At 70.6% G+C, this 16,024-nt stretch carries 15 protein-coding genes; 4 read left to right on the top strand and 11 right to left on the bottom strand.

Translation table 11 applies throughout. From position 1 onward, the window contains the following. The first annotated feature begins 48 nt into the window (after window positions 1–48). Together AC4IJH_RS02005 and AC4IJH_RS02000 are read left to right on the top strand one after the other, a co-directional pair. A complete protein-coding gene (locus AC4IJH_RS02005; protein ID WP_490849674.1) occupies window positions 49–930 on the top strand; it encodes a LysR family transcriptional regulator in 882 nt (293 codons plus the stop codon). A 189-nt stretch (window positions 931–1,119) separates the two neighbouring features. Then, a complete protein-coding gene (locus AC4IJH_RS02000) occupies window positions 1,120–1,467 on the top strand; it encodes an META domain-containing protein (protein ID WP_490849673.1) in 348 nt (115 codons plus the stop codon). A gap of 284 nt (window positions 1,468–1,751) precedes the next feature. Here the strand turns inward: AC4IJH_RS02000 and AC4IJH_RS01995 are convergent, their stop codons facing one another. Together AC4IJH_RS01995 and AC4IJH_RS01990 are read right to left on the bottom strand one after the other, a co-directional pair. Next, the gene (locus AC4IJH_RS01995; RefSeq protein ID WP_490849672.1) at window positions 1,752–4,001 is read right to left on the bottom strand and encodes a hypothetical protein; all 2,250 of its coding nucleotides are present in this window, start codon (window positions 3,999–4,001) and stop codon (window positions 1,752–1,754) included. 76 nt (window positions 4,002–4,077) lie between these two features. After that, window positions 4,078–4,917 carry a DUF6801 domain-containing protein gene (locus AC4IJH_RS01990; protein WP_490849671.1) on the bottom strand — a complete coding sequence of 280 codons (840 nt, stop codon included), beginning with the start codon at window positions 4,915–4,917 and terminating at the stop codon, window positions 4,078–4,080. Between the two features lie 344 nt (window positions 4,918–5,261). On the opposite strand from AC4IJH_RS01990, the gene AC4IJH_RS01985 reads away from it, so the two are divergent. Together AC4IJH_RS01985 and AC4IJH_RS01980 are read left to right on the top strand one after the other, a co-directional pair. Further along, the gene (locus AC4IJH_RS01985; RefSeq protein WP_490849670.1) at window positions 5,262–5,696 is read left to right on the top strand and encodes a hypothetical protein; all 435 of its coding nucleotides are present in this window, start codon (window positions 5,262–5,264) and stop codon (window positions 5,694–5,696) included. Between the two features lie 512 nt (window positions 5,697–6,208). Next, window positions 6,209–6,892 carry a phosphatase PAP2 family protein gene (locus AC4IJH_RS01980; protein WP_490849669.1) on the top strand — a complete coding sequence of 228 codons (684 nt, stop codon included), beginning with the start codon at window positions 6,209–6,211 and terminating at the stop codon, window positions 6,890–6,892. 17 nt (window positions 6,893–6,909) lie between these two features. Here AC4IJH_RS01980 and AC4IJH_RS01975 read toward each other — a convergent pair whose 3' ends face one another. The 9 genes from AC4IJH_RS01975 to AC4IJH_RS01935 are packed head-to-tail and all read right to left on the bottom strand — an operon-like array spanning window position 6,910 to window position 16,021. Further along, a complete protein-coding gene (locus AC4IJH_RS01975) occupies window positions 6,910–8,235 on the bottom strand; it encodes a glutamate-1-semialdehyde 2,1-aminomutase (protein WP_490849668.1) in 1,326 nt (441 codons plus the stop codon). A gap of 7 nt (window positions 8,236–8,242) precedes the next feature. Continuing rightward, window positions 8,243–8,794 (bottom strand): dTDP-4-dehydrorhamnose 3,5-epimerase, encoded by a 552-nt coding sequence (gene rfbC, locus AC4IJH_RS01970; RefSeq protein WP_490849667.1) that lies wholly within the window; start codon window positions 8,792–8,794, stop codon window positions 8,243–8,245. After that, window positions 8,791–10,029, bottom strand: coding sequence for a polysaccharide pyruvyl transferase family protein (locus AC4IJH_RS01965; protein WP_490849666.1), 1,239 nt, complete (start codon window positions 10,027–10,029; stop codon window positions 8,791–8,793). Before AC4IJH_RS01965 ends, rfbC begins: the two co-directional genes overlap by 4 nt. Beyond that, window positions 10,026–10,982, bottom strand: a complete 957-nt coding sequence (locus AC4IJH_RS01960; protein WP_490849665.1) for a glycosyltransferase family 2 protein — start codon at window positions 10,980–10,982, stop codon at window positions 10,026–10,028. Before AC4IJH_RS01960 ends, AC4IJH_RS01965 begins: the two co-directional genes overlap by 4 nt. After that, window positions 10,979–12,271: a hypothetical protein gene (locus tag AC4IJH_RS01955; protein ID WP_490849664.1), complete on the bottom strand. Its 1,293-nt coding sequence runs from the start codon at window positions 12,269–12,271 to the stop codon at window positions 10,979–10,981. The genes AC4IJH_RS01960 and AC4IJH_RS01955 overlap by 4 nt, the downstream gene beginning before the upstream one ends. Further along, window positions 12,268–13,542, bottom strand: a complete 1,275-nt coding sequence (locus tag AC4IJH_RS01950; RefSeq protein ID WP_490849663.1) for a DUF4910 domain-containing protein — start codon at window positions 13,540–13,542, stop codon at window positions 12,268–12,270. The genes AC4IJH_RS01955 and AC4IJH_RS01950 overlap by 4 nt, the downstream gene beginning before the upstream one ends. Beyond that, on the bottom strand, window positions 13,539–14,564 hold the full coding sequence (locus tag AC4IJH_RS01945) for an NAD-dependent epimerase/dehydratase family protein (RefSeq protein ID WP_490849662.1): 1,026 nt from the start codon (window positions 14,562–14,564) through the stop codon (window positions 13,539–13,541). Before AC4IJH_RS01945 ends, AC4IJH_RS01950 begins: the two co-directional genes overlap by 4 nt. Window positions 14,565–14,567: 3 nt before the next feature. Then, window positions 14,568–15,230, bottom strand: a complete 663-nt coding sequence (locus AC4IJH_RS01940; RefSeq protein ID WP_490849661.1) for a PIG-L deacetylase family protein — start codon at window positions 15,228–15,230, stop codon at window positions 14,568–14,570. Next, window positions 15,227–16,021 carry a glycosyltransferase family protein gene (locus tag AC4IJH_RS01935; protein ID WP_490849660.1) on the bottom strand — a complete coding sequence of 265 codons (795 nt, stop codon included), beginning with the start codon at window positions 16,019–16,021 and terminating at the stop codon, window positions 15,227–15,229. The genes AC4IJH_RS01940 and AC4IJH_RS01935 overlap by 4 nt, the downstream gene beginning before the upstream one ends. Between the last annotated feature and the right edge of the window lie 3 nt (window positions 16,022–16,024).

The raw sequence follows: 16,024 nt of genomic DNA, 5'->3' as shown, positions 1-16,024 counted from the left end.
GTGCCGTGCGGTCCACGGACCGCACGGCACGTTCTCTTGGGAGGGCGCATGCATCACGATCTGCACATCAACCGTCTGCGAACCCTGATCACAGTGGTCGAGCAAGGCGGTTTCAGGCGAGCGGCCGAGGTCCTGCGCATCACCCAACCCGCCGTCAGCCAGCAGATCCAGAAGCTGAGTTCGCTGCTGGAGGAGCCCGTCTTCACCTCCACCGGCAGCACCCTGCGCCTCAGCCCCGCAGGCGAGGAACTCCTCGGGTACGCCCACCGCCTCATCGCCCTCAACGACGAAGCCGTGTCCCGTCTGGTGCGCACCAAGGGGAACCAGCGGGTGGCCCTCGGGGTGTCCGGCCAGCTCACGGACTGCCTTCCCAGACTGTTCGAGCTGTTGGCGCAGCGCGCTCCGCACCTTCGCTTCACCGTCCACACCGAAGCGAGATGCGGCCTCCTGGGAGAACTCGACCCGGACCGACTCGACATGGCCCTGCTGCTCAACTACGACCAGCAGGGCACCGGTTACGAGTCGCACCTCCTCGGGCACATCTCCCTGTCCTGGTTCGGCCGCCCCACCTTCGACCAAGACGGCCCGCTGCCGCTGGCCATGTTCACCAAACCGTGCAGCCTGCGGAGCCACCTGCTGGGCTCCCTCACATCGTCGGGAATCCCCTGGCGGATCGGTTACGAGGGCGCCGAGTTCGTGGGATTGCGCGCCGCCGTCCAAGCCGGCCTCGGCTTCGCCTGCCTGATCAGCAACGCCGACAAACTATGGGGCCTGCCACGCAGCACCCACGCCGCGCTACCCGACCCACCACCTCCGGTCCCGGTCACCCTGGCCCTCACCCCCAGCCTGAGCTCCATCCTCCAACAGAGCACCCGGGCATCCATCAGGGACGTACTGTGCGACTACCCCCTCGTCCCGCACAGCGACTGACACTCCCGTGCCCCTTCTGGCTGATCCCCGCACAGACGAACGGCCACCGGCCGATCCTCAAGTTTTCCAGATGCGGCCGACGCTCACTGCGGCGCCGGATGCGGCCAGGTCAGCGAGCCGAGGCTCAGCGCGGGTGGCCGACCGCGGCCGGTACGGACCGGCCGGCCACCCCGCAACCAAACGGATGCCGTGACTTTGCGTCCGGGGCGTGGGTCTCGGATTCGGGAACGAGGGTGCGGCTCTACGGGCAGGTGGTCAAGGGCCATTCGAGGAAGTTCGGTAAGGGGGAACCTGGGGTGCAACGACTTTGCCGCGCGGGCCACCCTTGGTTCACAGACCGTCACCTTTTCACAGGTGAAGTCCGTTACCAAGCGCAGGTGTTCGCAGGAGGCCATGCGCACCGGGTGGGAGATGGCGGGACGTTTCGACCAGCAGGCCAGAGATGAGCTGAAGCAAAACCACCTGAGCGTATTGACCGATACACCGGCTGCGTTGACGGCCCGTGGCTTCACCGCCTCCGCGGTTCACGGGGACTGATGGGCGGCACGGGCCATGACGACGAAAGATTCCAGGGCCCGCCAGATCGGTTGGCAGACGCCGTCGAAGGCGCAGGTGGGCGGTACCGGAGTCGGCGCTCCTGTCATCGTGGAGAACGGTGCGGACGGCACGAAAGAACGAGCCGCTGGATTCCTGGAGGGCCAAAGCCTCGGCGGCCGCCCCGGGCGATTCTTCGAGTTCGCAGACACGGGTACAGCAAGAGCTTGGCGTATGGGGTGTTCACGCGGGGGTCCGACCTGCCCGGATGCGGGGGGGCTTGGAGATCATTCCGCGTCGTCCCGGTGGTCGTTCCCCGTGTTTCTGCGCGGGGAGCCGGTCCCACCGGAATTCCCCGTGGTTCGTACCGGTGCCGGGGACGGTGACCTTGGGTAGTAAGTCGCCAGGTGAGCATGGAGTCGGGCATGGCGGAACTGGTACACGGCGCCCGACCGGCGTAGTACGTCGCGTTCGCAGGCGTCCTCCAGGAACGCGACCAGTCGCCACGGAAGGCGGCCCGTCAAGGGGAGCCAAATGCGGGCCAGGGCCGCCCACTGGCCGTACGCCGTCAGACAGAGGCAGTAGCCGATCCCGCCGCTGAACGCGCCCTCGATACCGAAGACGAGCCCGAGTTGGAGGCTGCGCAGGGGGGTCTCGGTGAAGGTGGCCCCCAGGCCCGCGATGAGCCCGAGCGCGAGTGCCCAGACGAGGAGATGGGCGGTCGCGTTTTCGCGGTTCTGCCTCAGCAAGTCGACGCAGCCGACGGACTTCTTCACGTCGATGGGGGTTTCCAGCCAGGTCATGAGCGCGAGCGCGGCCCCGGCCGAGAGCCCGATGGTGAGCGGGAACTGGGCCGCTGCCACGAGTCCGCCCCCCAGCCCGTCGTCGAGTGCGAGCGGCGGCAGGAGAAGCCGGTCGGCGAGCACGATCACGAGCGCGACCCCGAATCCGATCTGGGCTGCCAGGAGGACCTTGTGGAAGAGCCCGTGGAAGAACTGTCTGTTCAGTTCCTTGCCACCGCCGGACAGGCGGACCTGTACGGGACGCGGTGTCAACAGCTCCGTGCCATTGGCGCGCCGGTAGACGTAGCCGAATGCCAGCCCGGACACGAGTCCGTGCAGCAGCCCCACGACCAGGCCGCGCAGGATCGCGAACCCGAGTCCGTGCGACGTGGCGATCAGGTCCACGGGAATGTTCCCGATCCCGGTCGCCAACGCCAGGGGCAGCCCCGCCAGGAACGAGATCACGGCGGTACGCGCACGCAGGCTCATCTCCGTGCCGAGCCGCCACCACTCCAGGTCGGGACCACCACTGTGGTTCAGGTGGTGGGCGAGGTACCCGAACCAGCGCTGGGCCCGCCGCGGGCTCCAGGACTGGGGAGGCGGGTCCAGGTCGCCGGGGCGACGGCGGTAGGCCGACGGGACGAAGCTGCTCAGGAGGTGTTCCTCGACGCTCCTCTGGGATCTGAACCGGAGCAGATCCTTGGGGCTGCGCCTCAGGACGTCGTCTCGGTTGCCCTCTCCCGTGCTTGCCCGCCCGCCGTACACGTCACGGGCGAGGGAGACCATCAGGCGCGTGGCCAGTACCTTGCGCAGGCTCTTTCCGGCTCGGGTGTCGGGACGGTCACGCAGCTCGTCGAGCACGTGCTGCCATGCGGACTTGGCGACCGGGGCGCTGCCCAGTACCAGAAAGCTCTTCGAGTCGTCCGGGGTGAGAGCGCTCAGTTCGATCGCGGCGGCGCGCTCCAGGCATCTGGTGCCGGCCGTCGCATCGGCGTACGGACCGGTACGGCTGGTGAGGACCAACGGCTTGCCGAAGGCGTTGAGTTGCTCCAGCGCGTCGGCCCGGAGTTCTTCGGCGATCTCGTCGAATCCGTCCAGGACGGGCAGAATCATCCCCTTCTCGATCAGCGCGGTGGCGACCGGCTTCCCGTCGGTGACGGCTGTGTCCAAACCGGACGTGTCACGGTTCAGCCGGCTGCTCAGCCACTCCTCCAGCGTCTCGGACCCGGGGTTCCACGACCCCAGGCTGAAGATCTCCGGAACGGGCTCACCGGGCAGCGGGCTCTCCAACAGATCCAGTACGAGTCGCAGGCCCAGGACGGTCTTCCCGGAGCCGACTCCGCCCAGCACCACCAGACGGCCGGAGGGCACCTGCCTGTAGGTCTTGGCGATATTTCCCGCGTCGTTGTCCAGGGCCAGAGGCTCGGCCCTCTCGTACGGGGCGCCGCAGATGTGTTCCCAGTGGTCCATCAGGGCTTCGCTCGCCGTTGTCCAGCGCACGGGCAGCAGGTCCCTGTCCGGATCCCCGGCCTTGTGCCGTCCGGGCTCGTTGCGCCAGCGTTCCTTGACCGATTCGGCGAATGTGCCGGCGGCCTTGGCGAGTTCGTCCTGCGGTGCCGGCTCGTTTCGCGGCGCCGACTCGCTCGCCGGCGTCTGCTCCTGCCCGGGTGCCGGGGCCGCCGAGGTGTGGATGTGCAGCTCGCGAATATCTCTGGCCAGGACCGCCGACCCGTGCATGGTGCTGCCTTCGCTCACCTTGTTCACATGAGCCCCAGCAGACTCGCCGCCCTTGTCCTCGGGCTCAAGAGACCCGCCATCAGCACGAGCCACGTCACTCATCCCGGCCCTCCGCACGACGACGGCGCCAGCCCCACCAGCCGATCCCGGCCGAGGCCGCGCTCGCCACAAGGATCGCCGCGACCGCGCGCAGCGGCGCCGGCACGTCCGTGCCGCTGGTCGCGGAGGCGTCGGGGGCAGCGGTGCCGGGGGCGCCGGAGCGCGAGGCCGAGGCCGTACCACTGGGTGAGCCTGAGGGGCCCCGGACCGTGGCTGACGCGGAAGCCGATGCCGAACCCGACGCGCCGGAATCGGCCGCTCCCGGTCCCCCCGACGTCCCGGGTGCACCGGGTGGTCCCGCTTTCCCGGGCTCGCCTGGCGGGACCGGTGCCCCCGAGGCGGTCGGACGCGGTGCGGCAGGTACGACCTCGAAGGTCGACAGAGTCCCGTTCTGTCCGTTGTTCAGCCGGCACGATGTGTCGACCTCGCCTGCCAGCGTCTGGCCGCCGTTCGCGTTTCGTGGGGTCAGGTGCAGGTCGATCGCGCCGACGACGATCTTCGCCGGGCCCGGTCGGTGGAAAACGAGCGAAGGGGTGGTCCCGCCCGCCGGGACGGCCAGCGGACCGGACTCCGGGACGGCCGTCTTGGCCACCTTGAGCGTCACGGTGAGGGGGATGTCGCCCTCCGGCGCGGCCACAACGGCGTGCACGTCCGCCGTGCCCTCGACGGTGGTCGCGCCGACGAACCGAAGCGATCTGGTGACATCGGCGCCGACCGTCGCCACGTTGTTGCTCGACACCCGTGGGGTGGCCCGGCCGACCACATGGGTGTCCGAGGCGTTCCACACCACCGACGCCCTCATCGGCTGGTCGCCGATCAACGGGAAGGGACACATGTAGTGCAGAGAACGCGGAGCCGGGTCCGCCACCGCGGACCCGGCTCCGAACACAGTGACAAGACCGACGAGGACAAGACCGACGAGCGCTGCGGTCCAGCCGCGTAACGCGGCCCTGGACAGGATCTTCATGCGACGGCTCCCGTGAAAGCGCTCGCCGGCGTGGTGCGCCGGAAGCGCCGGCGGTGTGGTGCGGTGCGGTTCTACGGAGACTGGCCGGACGTGGATCTCAAATGGTGAGGCGATCCGATCGGCGACGTCAACAATCTTCTGTGGCCGGGAAGTTGAGGTGTAGTGAGGTTGTAGTGTGTTCGCGTGTCGATGCTGCCGGGAGCGGGGAACGGGTGGACATCGTCATCCGTCACCACGGTCAATGGGAGAGTTGCGGCGCTTACGTCCGGGGGATTTCGGTGGAACCGATCGCAGTCGAACTGCTCATGGCCCTTGCGGGCGGCACAGCGAGCGCGGCCGGACAACAGGCGTGGCAGTCGCTGCGTACGCTGGTGATGCGTCGCCCCGAGGGGGAGACAGACGGCCAGCATGAGTTCACGGCACTGGCCGAGCAGCCCGGCGATGCCGAACGCGCCCGGGAGCTGGCGGCGGCGCTGGCCGCCCGGTCCGAGCAGGATCCCGGTTTCGCACAGCGCCTGGAGGCGTGGCGGCAGGAAGCCAAGACGGTACGGACCGGTGCGGGCGATGTGACCAACGAATTCTCCGGCACCGCACACGGGCCGGTCATCATGGGGCGGGACTTCAACGGACCGATCAACCTGGGCTGAGGACTCGCGGCCCCCTCACCCGAGCAGGGCCTCCCACTCCTCATCAAGGATCCGCTCCCGTGCCACGGGAAGCGATCCTCATAACCTGCGGCAGCCTGGAAGGCCGGGGCAGCCAGGTGCCGGGCGCCGTCGACGGCCTTTCTGGAACGACGAGCAAGGAGAGGAGAGGTAATCGAGTGGTACCTCACGAAGGCGAGGAGGAAGTCTCCGAATGCTGAGGGCATCATCCACAACTGACCGCCTGCGGAGCCTCTTCCGCGCCCCGCGGCCCTCGGTCGGCAGGAACCTGCCATCGGATGCACAGCTCCCCGGCAGCAGCGCCGTACCTGCACCGCGCACCTTCGGCGCAGCCTCGTGATCCCACGGGGAACAGGACGCAAAGCACTGCTGCGCATGGCAGGCGAGAGGGTTTCCGAAGGCAGGTCGGGCAGTCTTCAAGAGGAGCTGGAGCAGGGGAAACAGGAGGCCGCTGATTTATGGCTGCCCGTAGGTCGACCGGCTGCGGTGGGCGTGTGACCGGCCGGTCGGCGCCCGCGGTGGTGCTCCCGTCGCTGCGCGCGTGGCTCGGGCTGATCGCGGTCCTCGCCGCGCTGGTGGTCGTCGTGATCGGGGTCCTGTACGCAGGCCACAGCGAGCCCGGCACGGTGGACAGGTGGATCGTCGAGCCGACGGCGGACAGTGTGCGGCCGCCGTGGCGGCATGTCGCTCTGGCCGTGGACTTCTTGGGGGAGCCGGTGGGAGCTGCGGTGTTGGTCGTGGCCGCCGTGGCGGGCGGTCTGCTGCTTCGGTGTCTTCGCGCGGTGGTACTCGTCGTGGCCGGCGCCGGCTTGACCGTGGCGACGACGACGCTGCTCAAGTACCCGGTGGGGCGCACCATCCACGGCGACAACCTGTCGTATCCGAGCGGGCACACCGCCTTCGTCACCGCGCTCGCCCTCATGGTGGCGCTGCTCGCGACCGGTCGGCTCGGCCTCGGCAGGGCGGCCGGCGCGTCGTTCGTGTTCGCCTCGGCGCTGGTGGCCGGTGCCGCCATGGGCTGGGCGCAGGTCGCCCTGGGCGCGCACTACCCGACCGATGTCCTCGGCGGCTGGTGCACCGCGCTGGCGGTGGTACCGGGGACCGCGTGGCTGGTCGACCGTACGGCCGACCAGATCGCCTACCGTACGGCCGACTCCGGCCGCCGGGAGCCTCACTGACGCTATGTCATGTCATGTCACGCCAGGCGGCGGAAGACCGGCTTCACCGGGCGCCCGCCCAGCCAGGGGGTCGGGTCTCCGGCGTCCAGTGCCTTCCGGTACACCGCGCATGCCTCGGCCACCACGTCCACGGTGCGGTCGATGTCGGCGTCGTCGAGCGCGCCGCTCACCACGAACGACGGGGCCAGCACTCCGCCCGCGAGGAGCTGGCGCAGGAACAGGGTGCGGTACGGCTGCGACGGCTGCCGGTTCTCGTCGAGGGTGGCGAAGACCAGGTTGCTGGCCCGGCCCCGGACGACGACGTGGTCGCCGACGCCCATGCCGGCCGCGGCCTCGCGGACACCGGCGGCCAACCGCTCGCCGAGGGCGTGCAGTTGCGCGGTGATGCCCTCCTCGGCGTAGGTGGTCTGCACGGCCATCGCGGCTGCCAGGGAGTGCGTTTCCGCGCCGTGTGTGGTGGACAGCAGGAAGACGCGTTCGCCGGAGTGGCGAAGGCCGCCCCGTTCCATCAGCTCGCGGCGCCCGGCCAGCGCGGAGACGGCGAATCCGTTGCCCAGCGCCTTGCCGAACGTGGAGAGGTCGGGGACGACGCCGTACAGGCCCTGGGCGCCCGCCTCTGACCAGCGGAAGCCGGTGATCATCTCGTCGAAGATCAGTACACAGCCGTGCCGGTCGGCCAGTTCGCGGAGGCCTGCGAGGTAGCCGGTCGGGGGCTCGGTGTGGGTGGCGGGTTCCAGGATCAGGCAAGCGATCTCGCCCTGGTGGCGGGTCAGGATCTCCTCCGTGGCGGCCAGGTCCCCATAGGGGAAGGCCACGGTGAGCTCGTTGGTCTGTGCCGGAATGCCCGCGGACATCGGCGTCGTGCCGATGAACCAGTCGTCGACGGAGAAGAACGGATGGTCGCCGCAGAGCGCCACCCGCGGGCGCCCGGTGACCGCGCGGGCCAGGCGCACCGCGGCGGTGGTCGCGTCCGAGCCGTTCTTCGCGAACTTCACCATCTCGGCGGTCGGCACGGTGGCCAGGAAGCGCTCCGCGGCCTCGACCTCCACGACGGACGGCCGGACGAAGTTGCTGCCGCGGTCGATCTCCCGCCGCACCGCCTCGGTCACGCGCGGGTGGGCGTGGCCGAGGCTGACCGAGCGCAGTCCGGAGCCGTACTCGATGTAGCGGTTGCCGTCGATGTCCCACACGTGGGCGCCGCGGCCGTGGCTGATGACCGGGGCCAGGTTCTCGGGGTACTGGTCGTCGCCCTTGGCGTAGGTGTGCGCGCCCCCGGGGATCATGGCGTGCAGCCGCTCGTTCGCCCGCCGCGACCGGGGCAGGAGGAACTCCTCAGTGTCCACGCTGACTTCAGCTCTCTTTCTGCTTCAGGGCCTCGGCGAGGCTCGGCGCCTCCCGGTCACGCCGGGACATCAAGGTGACCGGCAGCGGCCAGAGGATGGCGAGCTCCGGGTCGTCGAAGGCGATCGTCACGTCCTCGGCCGGATCGTGCGGGCGGTCGATCCGGTACGAGGTGTCGGCGGTCTCGGTCAGCGCCTGGAAGCCGTGGGCGCACCCCGCCGGGATGTACAGGGTGGTCTGCGTCTCGCCGGACAGCTCGAAGGTGGCCACGTTGCGGTAGGTCGGCGAGTCGGGCCGCAGGTCGACGACGACGTCGAAGATCCTGCCGTACGAGCAGCGCACGAGCTTGGCCTCGCCGGCGCCGGAGCGCAGGTGCAGGCCGCGCAGCACGCCCTGGACCGAGCGGGACACGCTGTCCTGGATGAAGGCGTTCGGGTCCAGGCCCACCGAGCGGACCACGTCGGCGTCGAAGGTGCGGCAGAAGAAGCCGCGCTCGTCGGCGTACGGGGTCGGTTCGAAGAGGTACGCACCGGCGATCTCCGGGACTTCGGTCGCTTTCATGGGGTCTCCTGCCGGGCGTGGGCGTGGTTGCGGTCGGCCGCCGGGAACAGGGCCGTGGTCAAGGCGGTGAACTGGTGCTGGAGTTGCCGACTGGCTTCCTGGTTCCGCTCGGTGAGCGTCTGCCGTACCTCCGTCGACCGCTTCTCCAACACCCGGAATTGTTTGAGTAGTTGGTCGGCGTCGACCTCGCGAGCCGGGTGACTGTACGCGCCAAGGCCCATCCGATCCATGAGCGCGTCGCTCTTCGCCGCGTAGCTGAGTGCGAGCGTCGGGGTGCCGACCTTCAGTGCACAGACGAGGTTGTGGTATCGGGTCGCCACCACGGTGTCGGCGGCCGCCATCTCCTTCATGAGGTCGGCGAGCGAGGCCGTTTGGGCCGCGGTGACCAGCGGCGAGTCCACCGCGTCGAGGATCGCGGCGGCCACCGGCGCGTCGCACACGTCGCCGGTGAGCAGCCGGACCGGCCTGCCGTCCTCAACCAGCGTGCGGACGAAGCGAGTTGTCCCGTCGAGGTAGCGCCGGTGGATCTCCTCGGCCCGGGCGCGGTCGTCGTCGCCGCCGTGGAAGTCCATGACGCCGACGCAGACCGGGCCCGGCTGCTCCGAGGGCGCGCCCGCCCGCGGTGCCGGCAGGGCGAAGGCGAGGTCCGGGTAGACCTCGTCGCGCGCGGTGTTCACACCCATCGCCCGCATCGCGTCGCGGGACAGGTCGTCCCGGTACGAGCGGTAGGTGGCAAGCCGTGCCGACCAGCGCACCAGGGCCCGGGTCGCCCGGTTGCCGATCGGCGCGGCGCCCACGCCGACCAGCGCGACCCGGGTGCCGAACAGCCGGCCGCTCGCGCAGAGCAGGAACAGCGCGTACGGGAAACCCCACGGCCGCAGCGGCAGCGTGGCCTCCAGGACGCCCATGCCCGGCACCATCACCACGTCATGACGGCGCACCCAGGCGGCGGTGCGGACGGCGTCGACGACTTTGCCGAGCCCCTTGGCCGCGACCGCGCCTACACGCGAGGCGGTCCGGTACTCCCCTCGGTACCAGTGCAGCCGCGTCGCGGGGATGCCGTACCGGGCCGCGACGACCTCGGGCCCGCCGCACAGCGCGTCCACGGCCGCCTCGGGGTGCTCGGCGCGGAGGTATGCGAGCACGGCTTCCAGCGACCCGTCGTTGCCGAGGTTTCCGGAGCCGAGCAGGCCGAACACCCCCACACGCACAGGGGTGTTGTGCGTGGACCTCATGGCTGTCGCCCCTCACGTCCGGCGACGAGGTCGTCGAGGGAGACGCTGAGCAGATCCGGGTCGACCGGCGCGCGGTCCTCGACCCGCTCCCCCGCGCCCGGCCTGGCCCGGCTCGTCATCCACGTGAGCAGGTGCCGGTAGCACGCGCGCCGGTCGGCCGAGGACAGCGGCGCCCGCTGGATCGCCGAGGCAAAGCCCCAGACGTACTCGGCGAGCAGCCGCGGCGTCGGGTGCAGCGGCCCTGCCCTGCGCGGGTCCAGGTTGACGCACCGGGAGCGCTTGGAGGGGTTCGCGCGCTCGGCGCGGGTGGGGTGGTCGCGGCGGAAGTACAGCAGCTCCGGCACCTGGTGGAAGGGGCCGTGCAGGGTGATCTCGGCGACGAACGTGCGGTCCGCGTGGTGGTAGCTGTCGTGCGGCTTCACCCGGCGCAGCACGTCGGCCCGCATCACCCCGTAGAAGTCGTCGCCGCCGGGCTCGAACAGCAGGCTGCGGAAGCGCTCCGGCGCGTGCGGCGAGTGGGTGGCGAGGGTGTACGCGTACGGGACCTTCACCTTGCCGTCCTCGTCGATGACCGCCTGGTCGGAGTGCGCGAGGATCACGTCCGGGCGTTCGTCGAGCACCTCCACGCAGCGCCGCAGCAGGTCGCGGGCGTACAGGTCGTCGTGCGAGGCCCACTTGAACAACTCGCCGCGGCACTGGGTGAAGACGTAGTTGTGGTTCGGCGCGGCGCCGATGTTCCGGGGCAGCCGGAGGTAGCGGATGCGCGAGTCCTTCGCGGCGTACTGGCGGCAGATGCCCTGGGTCCCGTCGGTCGAGGCGTTGTCGGTGATGACCAGCTCGAAGTCCTCGTACGTCTGGCCGAGCAAGGCCTCGAAGGACTCGGCGAGGTACTCCTCGCCGTTGTAGACGGGCAGGCCGATGCTCAACCGGGGAATGCGCCGAAAACCGGTCATGTGGTCCTCACTTCGGAAAGGGAATTACGGTGGCGCTCGCGCAGGGCGGCCCGCAGTTGCAGCCACCACAGGGCCGAGCCGCAGGCGGTCGCGGCGGCGACACCCCAGGCCGAGCCGACGGCGCCGGCCACGGCCGCACCGCCGAGCCCGCCGCCGACGTAGCAGACGGAGGCGAACAGTTGGACGCGCAGGCTGCGCCGGGCGGCGGCGAGCGCGCGCAGCCCGGCCGCCGCGCCGCTGCCGAGCCCGGCGCCCGCGACACCGAGCGCGGCCGGCACGATGAGTTCGGAGGCGGAGCCCCAGACGTCGCCGAGCACGAGCTCGCCGAGCCGGTCGGGCACGAGCAGCAGCGCCGCACCCCAGAGCACCGCGGCGGCGGCAAGACCGGCGCCGAGCAGCAGACAGAACCTGGCGAGTCGGTCCGGGGCCTGCCGCAGCACCCGTGCCGCCTCCGGGACGGTGACCAGCGAAAGCCCCATCAGTACGGCGAGGAAGGGGCCGAGCAGGAGCTCGGCACCCCGCACCACACCCACCGCGCCGACCCCGACGATCAAGCCGAGGCCGTACGCCCGCAGTTGGGCCGCACCGCTGACACCGATGTTCTCGACCAGGTACCGGTAACCGAGGTCACGCTGCTCGCGAAGCCACGCGCGCGCTTCGGTCAGCCGGGGCCGGATGCCGGACTGGAGGCAGCCGTACCCCGCGGCCACCGCGGCGGCCGCGCCCCAGGCCAGCACGAAGGCGGCCACGCCGGCCCCGCTGCTCATGCGTGCCGCCACCACCATGGCCGGAACGAGCGCGACGGTCGCCAGAACGTCGTTGGTGAACGCCTTGCGCCCGGTGCCCGCGGCGAAGAACGAGAACCGCCAGGCGTCCTGCAGCAGCAGCCCCGGCAGCACGACACCGAGCGCGGCGAACGCGGGCCCCACCTGGCCCCCGAGAGCGAGCCCGACCACCAGGCACAGCGCACCGATGGCGCCGCCGACGCCCAGCGCGGTACCCGTCGACCGGGCCGCCGCCGCACGCCAGGACTCCGTCGGCACGCCGCTGAAGCGCACCACGAGCGGATCGGTGGCAAGGCCCCGGGAGACGTTGAGCACCACGCCGTAGGTCACCCAGGCCAGGCTGAACACGCCGAACGCGGTCAGCCCCAGCGACCGTGCCACGTAGATTCCCACCGCGAAGTTGTTCAGGCTGCAGACCGCCTGGTCGGCAAGGCCCCAGGACAGCCGGCCCGCCATGGACCGCTTGGCGGTCCGCTTCTCCCCCTCGGTGGCCATCGACGTCATGCCTTGATCAGCCCGGCGCCGTGCAGGGCGTCGGCCGCCGCGGCGACGGCCTCGAACGGCAGCCCCGAGCGCTCGGCGACGTCGAGCAGACCGTGCTCGCCGTCGGAGAGGCTGAGCACCCAGAGCATGGCCATCTGGGCCTGCTTCGCGTCGCTGCGCCCGCCGAGCGAGTCGTACAACCCGCGCCGCCCCAGCTGGGGTTCGCCGTAGGGGCTGAGGTTGACGTACCGCCGGTTGCGGTCGAGCACGGCGAACGCCTCACGGCACACGGCGAGGGTGTCCTCCATCGCCTCCGGGGAGACGAAGTCCGGGTTGTCCGCCGAGGTGTGGTACTCGGGGTAGCCGGCGTACGGGGTCCGGCTGAGCGAGCCCACTCCGAGGTCGAACCCGGGCGAGCAGTACTGCCGCTCGTCGTAGCCGTACGGAGTGAACTCGGTGATGTGGTGCGGGCGTTCGGAGGCGGCGAGCACGTGCCGCATCACCCGGTCGATCTCCGCGTCGCCGCGCCTGCTCTGTTTGTACGTCAGCTGCCCCGAGTCCCCGGCGCAGGCCAGCACGAGGCCGTGCTTGACGTGCTCGATCCGCTCCGCGTTGCGGGCCAGCCAGGTGATCGCCCCGATGGTGCCGGGCGCGTAGATGAACCGGTAGGTGTAGTACGGCGTTTCCTCTGCCAGCGCCTGGGCCAGGAACGTCGCCACCGCGATGCCGGCCAGGTTGTCGTTGGCCAGCGACGGGTGGCAGACGTGGCAGGAGACGATCACCTCGTCCGGGACCTGCCCCGGGACCACGTGCTCGGCGTAGGTGAGGTGGCCGTCCGCCAGTGTGGAGTCGATGCGCACCTCGTAGTCGCCGTCGGGCAGCGCGTCCAGGGTGTCCTGGGCCAGGCAGAACCCCCACTCCGGCTGGTAGTAACTGGTGCGGTAAGGAACCCAGTTCGGGCGGTCCGGCAGGGTGTGCAGATGCGCGCGCAGCTCGGCCAGCGGCATGGTCCGCGACACCGGCACGCTGTAGCCGAGCACGTGCAGGCTGGACGCGGCGAAGTCGACGACCCGGTTGCCCGCGGTGTCGGCGACGTACGCGTCCCGGATGTTCCACTCCTGCGGCACCGTCCAGTCGAGCACCTGCGTCCCGGTCGGCACCTCGTGCACGTGCAGCGGGACGTACTCGCCGACGATCTCCAGGGTGGCGCGCACACCGTCGCCGGTGATGCTCCGGCAGAGCGGGTACAGCCGCTCCACCAGCGCATGCATCTGTTCTCCGGGCGTGGTCATCGGCGCCGCCGCAGGGTGTCGTCGACGGTGCCCGCGTCGGACGCCGCGCGCAGCACGGCCAGGCGGGTGAAGCGCTGCTCGAAGTCCTCCCGGGTCAGCCCGAACTTCCGGTAGGCCTCGGCGAGTTCGAGCGCGCCCCGCTTCACCGTCCACTCGCAGTCGAAGCCGGGTATCGCGGCACGGAAGCGGGAGAAGTCCACCCGGTAGGACCGCGGATCGGCGCCGGTCTCCCCGGTGATCACCACCTTCGAGCCGGACACCGCCTCGGCGACCTGCTCGGCGATCTCGGCGACCGTGACATTGTTGACCTCGCTGCCGATGTTGAACGCCCGGTCGTGCACCGCTTCTTGCGGCGCGGTCAGCGCGGCGGCGAAGGCCCGTGCGATGTCGGCGGCGTGCACCAGCGGGCGCCAGGGGGTGCCGTCGGAGAGCACCAGCACCTCGCCGGACAGGAGCGCATGGCCCACCAGGTTGTTCAGCACGATGTCGGCGCGCAGCCGGGGCGAGTAGCCGAAGGCGGTGGCGTTGCGCATGTATACCGGGCTGAAGTTGCCGTCGGCGAGTGCGTGCAGGTCGTCCTCCACCCGTACCTTGGACTCCGCGTACGGCGTCACCGGGCGCAGCGGGGCGTCCTCGGTGACCAGGTCGTCACCGCCCGCGGCGCCGTAGACGGAGCAGGTCGACGCGTACAGGAAGCGCCGCACTCCGGCGTCGCGGGCCAGGCGGGCGAGGTGTACGGCGGCGTGGTGGTTGATGTCGTAGGTGAGCTCCGGCGCCAGCGAGCCCAGCGGGTCGTTGGACAGCGCGGCCAGGTGGATCACGGCGTCGGCCCCGGCCACGTGCTCGGCCGTGACGTCGCGCAGGTCCACCCGGTGCCCGGACGGGTCCGCGGGCGGCGGGCCGAGGACGCAGTCGGCGAACAGGCCGGAGTCGAGACCGACGACCTCGTGTCCGGCAGCCGTGAGGACCGGGGCCATCACGGTGCCCAGGTAGCCCTGGTGTCCGGTCAGCAGTACGCGCAAGGTTCATTCCCCCAGAGTGGAAGTGCCGAGATCGAGCGTGAGTTTGGTGGTGGCGAACGCCTCCGCGTAGCGCGCGTGGCATTCGATGCCGCGGATCCGCGCGAGGCCGAGGAAGGCCTCCCGGTCGTACCAGGGGCGGTGCCGCTGCGAGGGGTAGTGCTCCTGCAGCAGCCGCACCTTCTGTTCGGCGATCTCCGGCGACAGCGGCTGGTACGCCCCCATACGGCCGAGGTCGCCGTCCCACTTGACGATCTCGTAGCCGAGGACCAGGTGGTCGCGGAACGCGGTGGGTATCAGCTGCGCCAGGCCGCGGTGGTCCTGGTGCGCGTCATCGGTGCGCGGGGCCAGGATCAGGTCCGGGTCGGTCCGCGCGCGCAGCTCCTCGACCGCGGCCTTGGCCTCGTCCCAGTGCACCGGCATCCGGCCGTCCGGCAACTTGAGGACGGTCAGCCGCAGTTCGGCACCCGGGCAGAAGGCGGCGAGCGCGGCCTGCTCCTCCTGCTCCCGCTCGCTGCCACCGCCGGAGAGCACCAGCGCGTCGACGCGGATGCCCGGCCGCGCGCGGCACATCGTCAGGAGTGTGCCGCCGGCGCCGATGGCGATGTCGTCGCAGTGCGCGCCCACCGCGACGATCCGGTCCAGGGGTCCGGCCCCGAGCCCGATCACGCGCTCACCCCAGCGCCGTCCCGTTCCCACACGGCCCACGGGCGGTCGCCCCGGGCGTACGCGTCGTCGAGCGCGGCCCGCTCCTTCACGGTGTCGGTCGGCTTCCAGAATCCGCGGTGCTGGTGCGCCACCAGCCGTCCGCGCTTGGCCAGTTGGGCGCATCCGTCGGCGACCAGGTCCCCGTTCTCCGGGATGTGGTCGAAGACCTCCTGGCGGAGGACGAAGTAGCCGCCGTTCTCCCACAGCGGCAGTTCGCTGACCGCGGTGATGCCGCCCACCAGGCCGTCCTCGCCCAGGTCCACACAGTGGAACGAGGACTGCGGCGGCACCACCATCATCGACGCACCGGCGTCGCGCCGGGCGAAGGAGTCGATCATCTGCGGCAGCGGGGCGTCGGTGAGCACGTCGGCGTAGTTGGCGAGGAACATCTCGTCGCCGTCCAGGTGGTGCCGCACCCGGCGCAGCCGCTCCCCGATCGGCGACTCGATGCCGGTCTGCGCGAACGTGATCGTCCAGTCGGCGATATCGGTGGACAGCAGCTCGGTGCGCCCGCCGCGCAGCACGAAGTCGTTGGACGTCGTCTCCTCGTAGGTGAGGAAGAAGTTCTTGATGTGGTGCGCCCCGTACCCGAGGCACAGGATGAACTCCGTGTGCCCGTAGTACGCGTAGTAGCGCATGACGTGCCAGATCAGCGGCCGCGGGCCGACCATCGCCATCGGCTTGGGTATGTCGTCGGAGGCTCCGTTGCGCATGCGCAGTCCGTAACCGCCGCAGAACAGTACGACCTTCATGCT

This window comes from Streptomyces sp. UF-297, from assembly GCF_058245575.1.
This window is presented reverse-complemented; position numbering and strand designations above follow the sequence as displayed.

Coding starts and splice junctions, on each gene's coding strand:
- AC4IJH_RS01955 (WP_490849664.1), bottom strand. CDS start 12,271: ATGACGTCGATGGCCACCGAGGGGGAGAAGCGGACCGCCAAGCGGTCC.
- AC4IJH_RS01950 (WP_490849663.1), bottom strand. CDS start 13,542: ATGACCACGCCCGGAGAACAGATGCATGCGCTGGTGGAGCGGCTGTAC.
- AC4IJH_RS02005 (WP_490849674.1), top strand. CDS start 49: ATGCATCACGATCTGCACATCAACCGTCTGCGAACCCTGATCACAGTG.
- AC4IJH_RS01960 (WP_490849665.1), bottom strand. CDS start 10,982: ATGACCGGTTTTCGGCGCATTCCCCGGTTGAGCATCGGCCTGCCCGTC.
- AC4IJH_RS01935 (WP_490849660.1), bottom strand. CDS start 16,021: ATGAAGGTCGTACTGTTCTGCGGCGGTTACGGACTGCGCATGCGCAAC.
- AC4IJH_RS01965 (WP_490849666.1), bottom strand. CDS start 10,029: ATGAGGTCCACGCACAACACCCCTGTGCGTGTGGGGGTGTTCGGCCTG.
- rfbC (WP_490849667.1), bottom strand. CDS start 8,794: ATGAAAGCGACCGAAGTCCCGGAGATCGCCGGTGCGTACCTCTTCGAA.
- AC4IJH_RS01990 (WP_490849671.1), bottom strand. CDS start 4,917: ATGTGTCCCTTCCCGTTGATCGGCGACCAGCCGATGAGGGCGTCGGTG.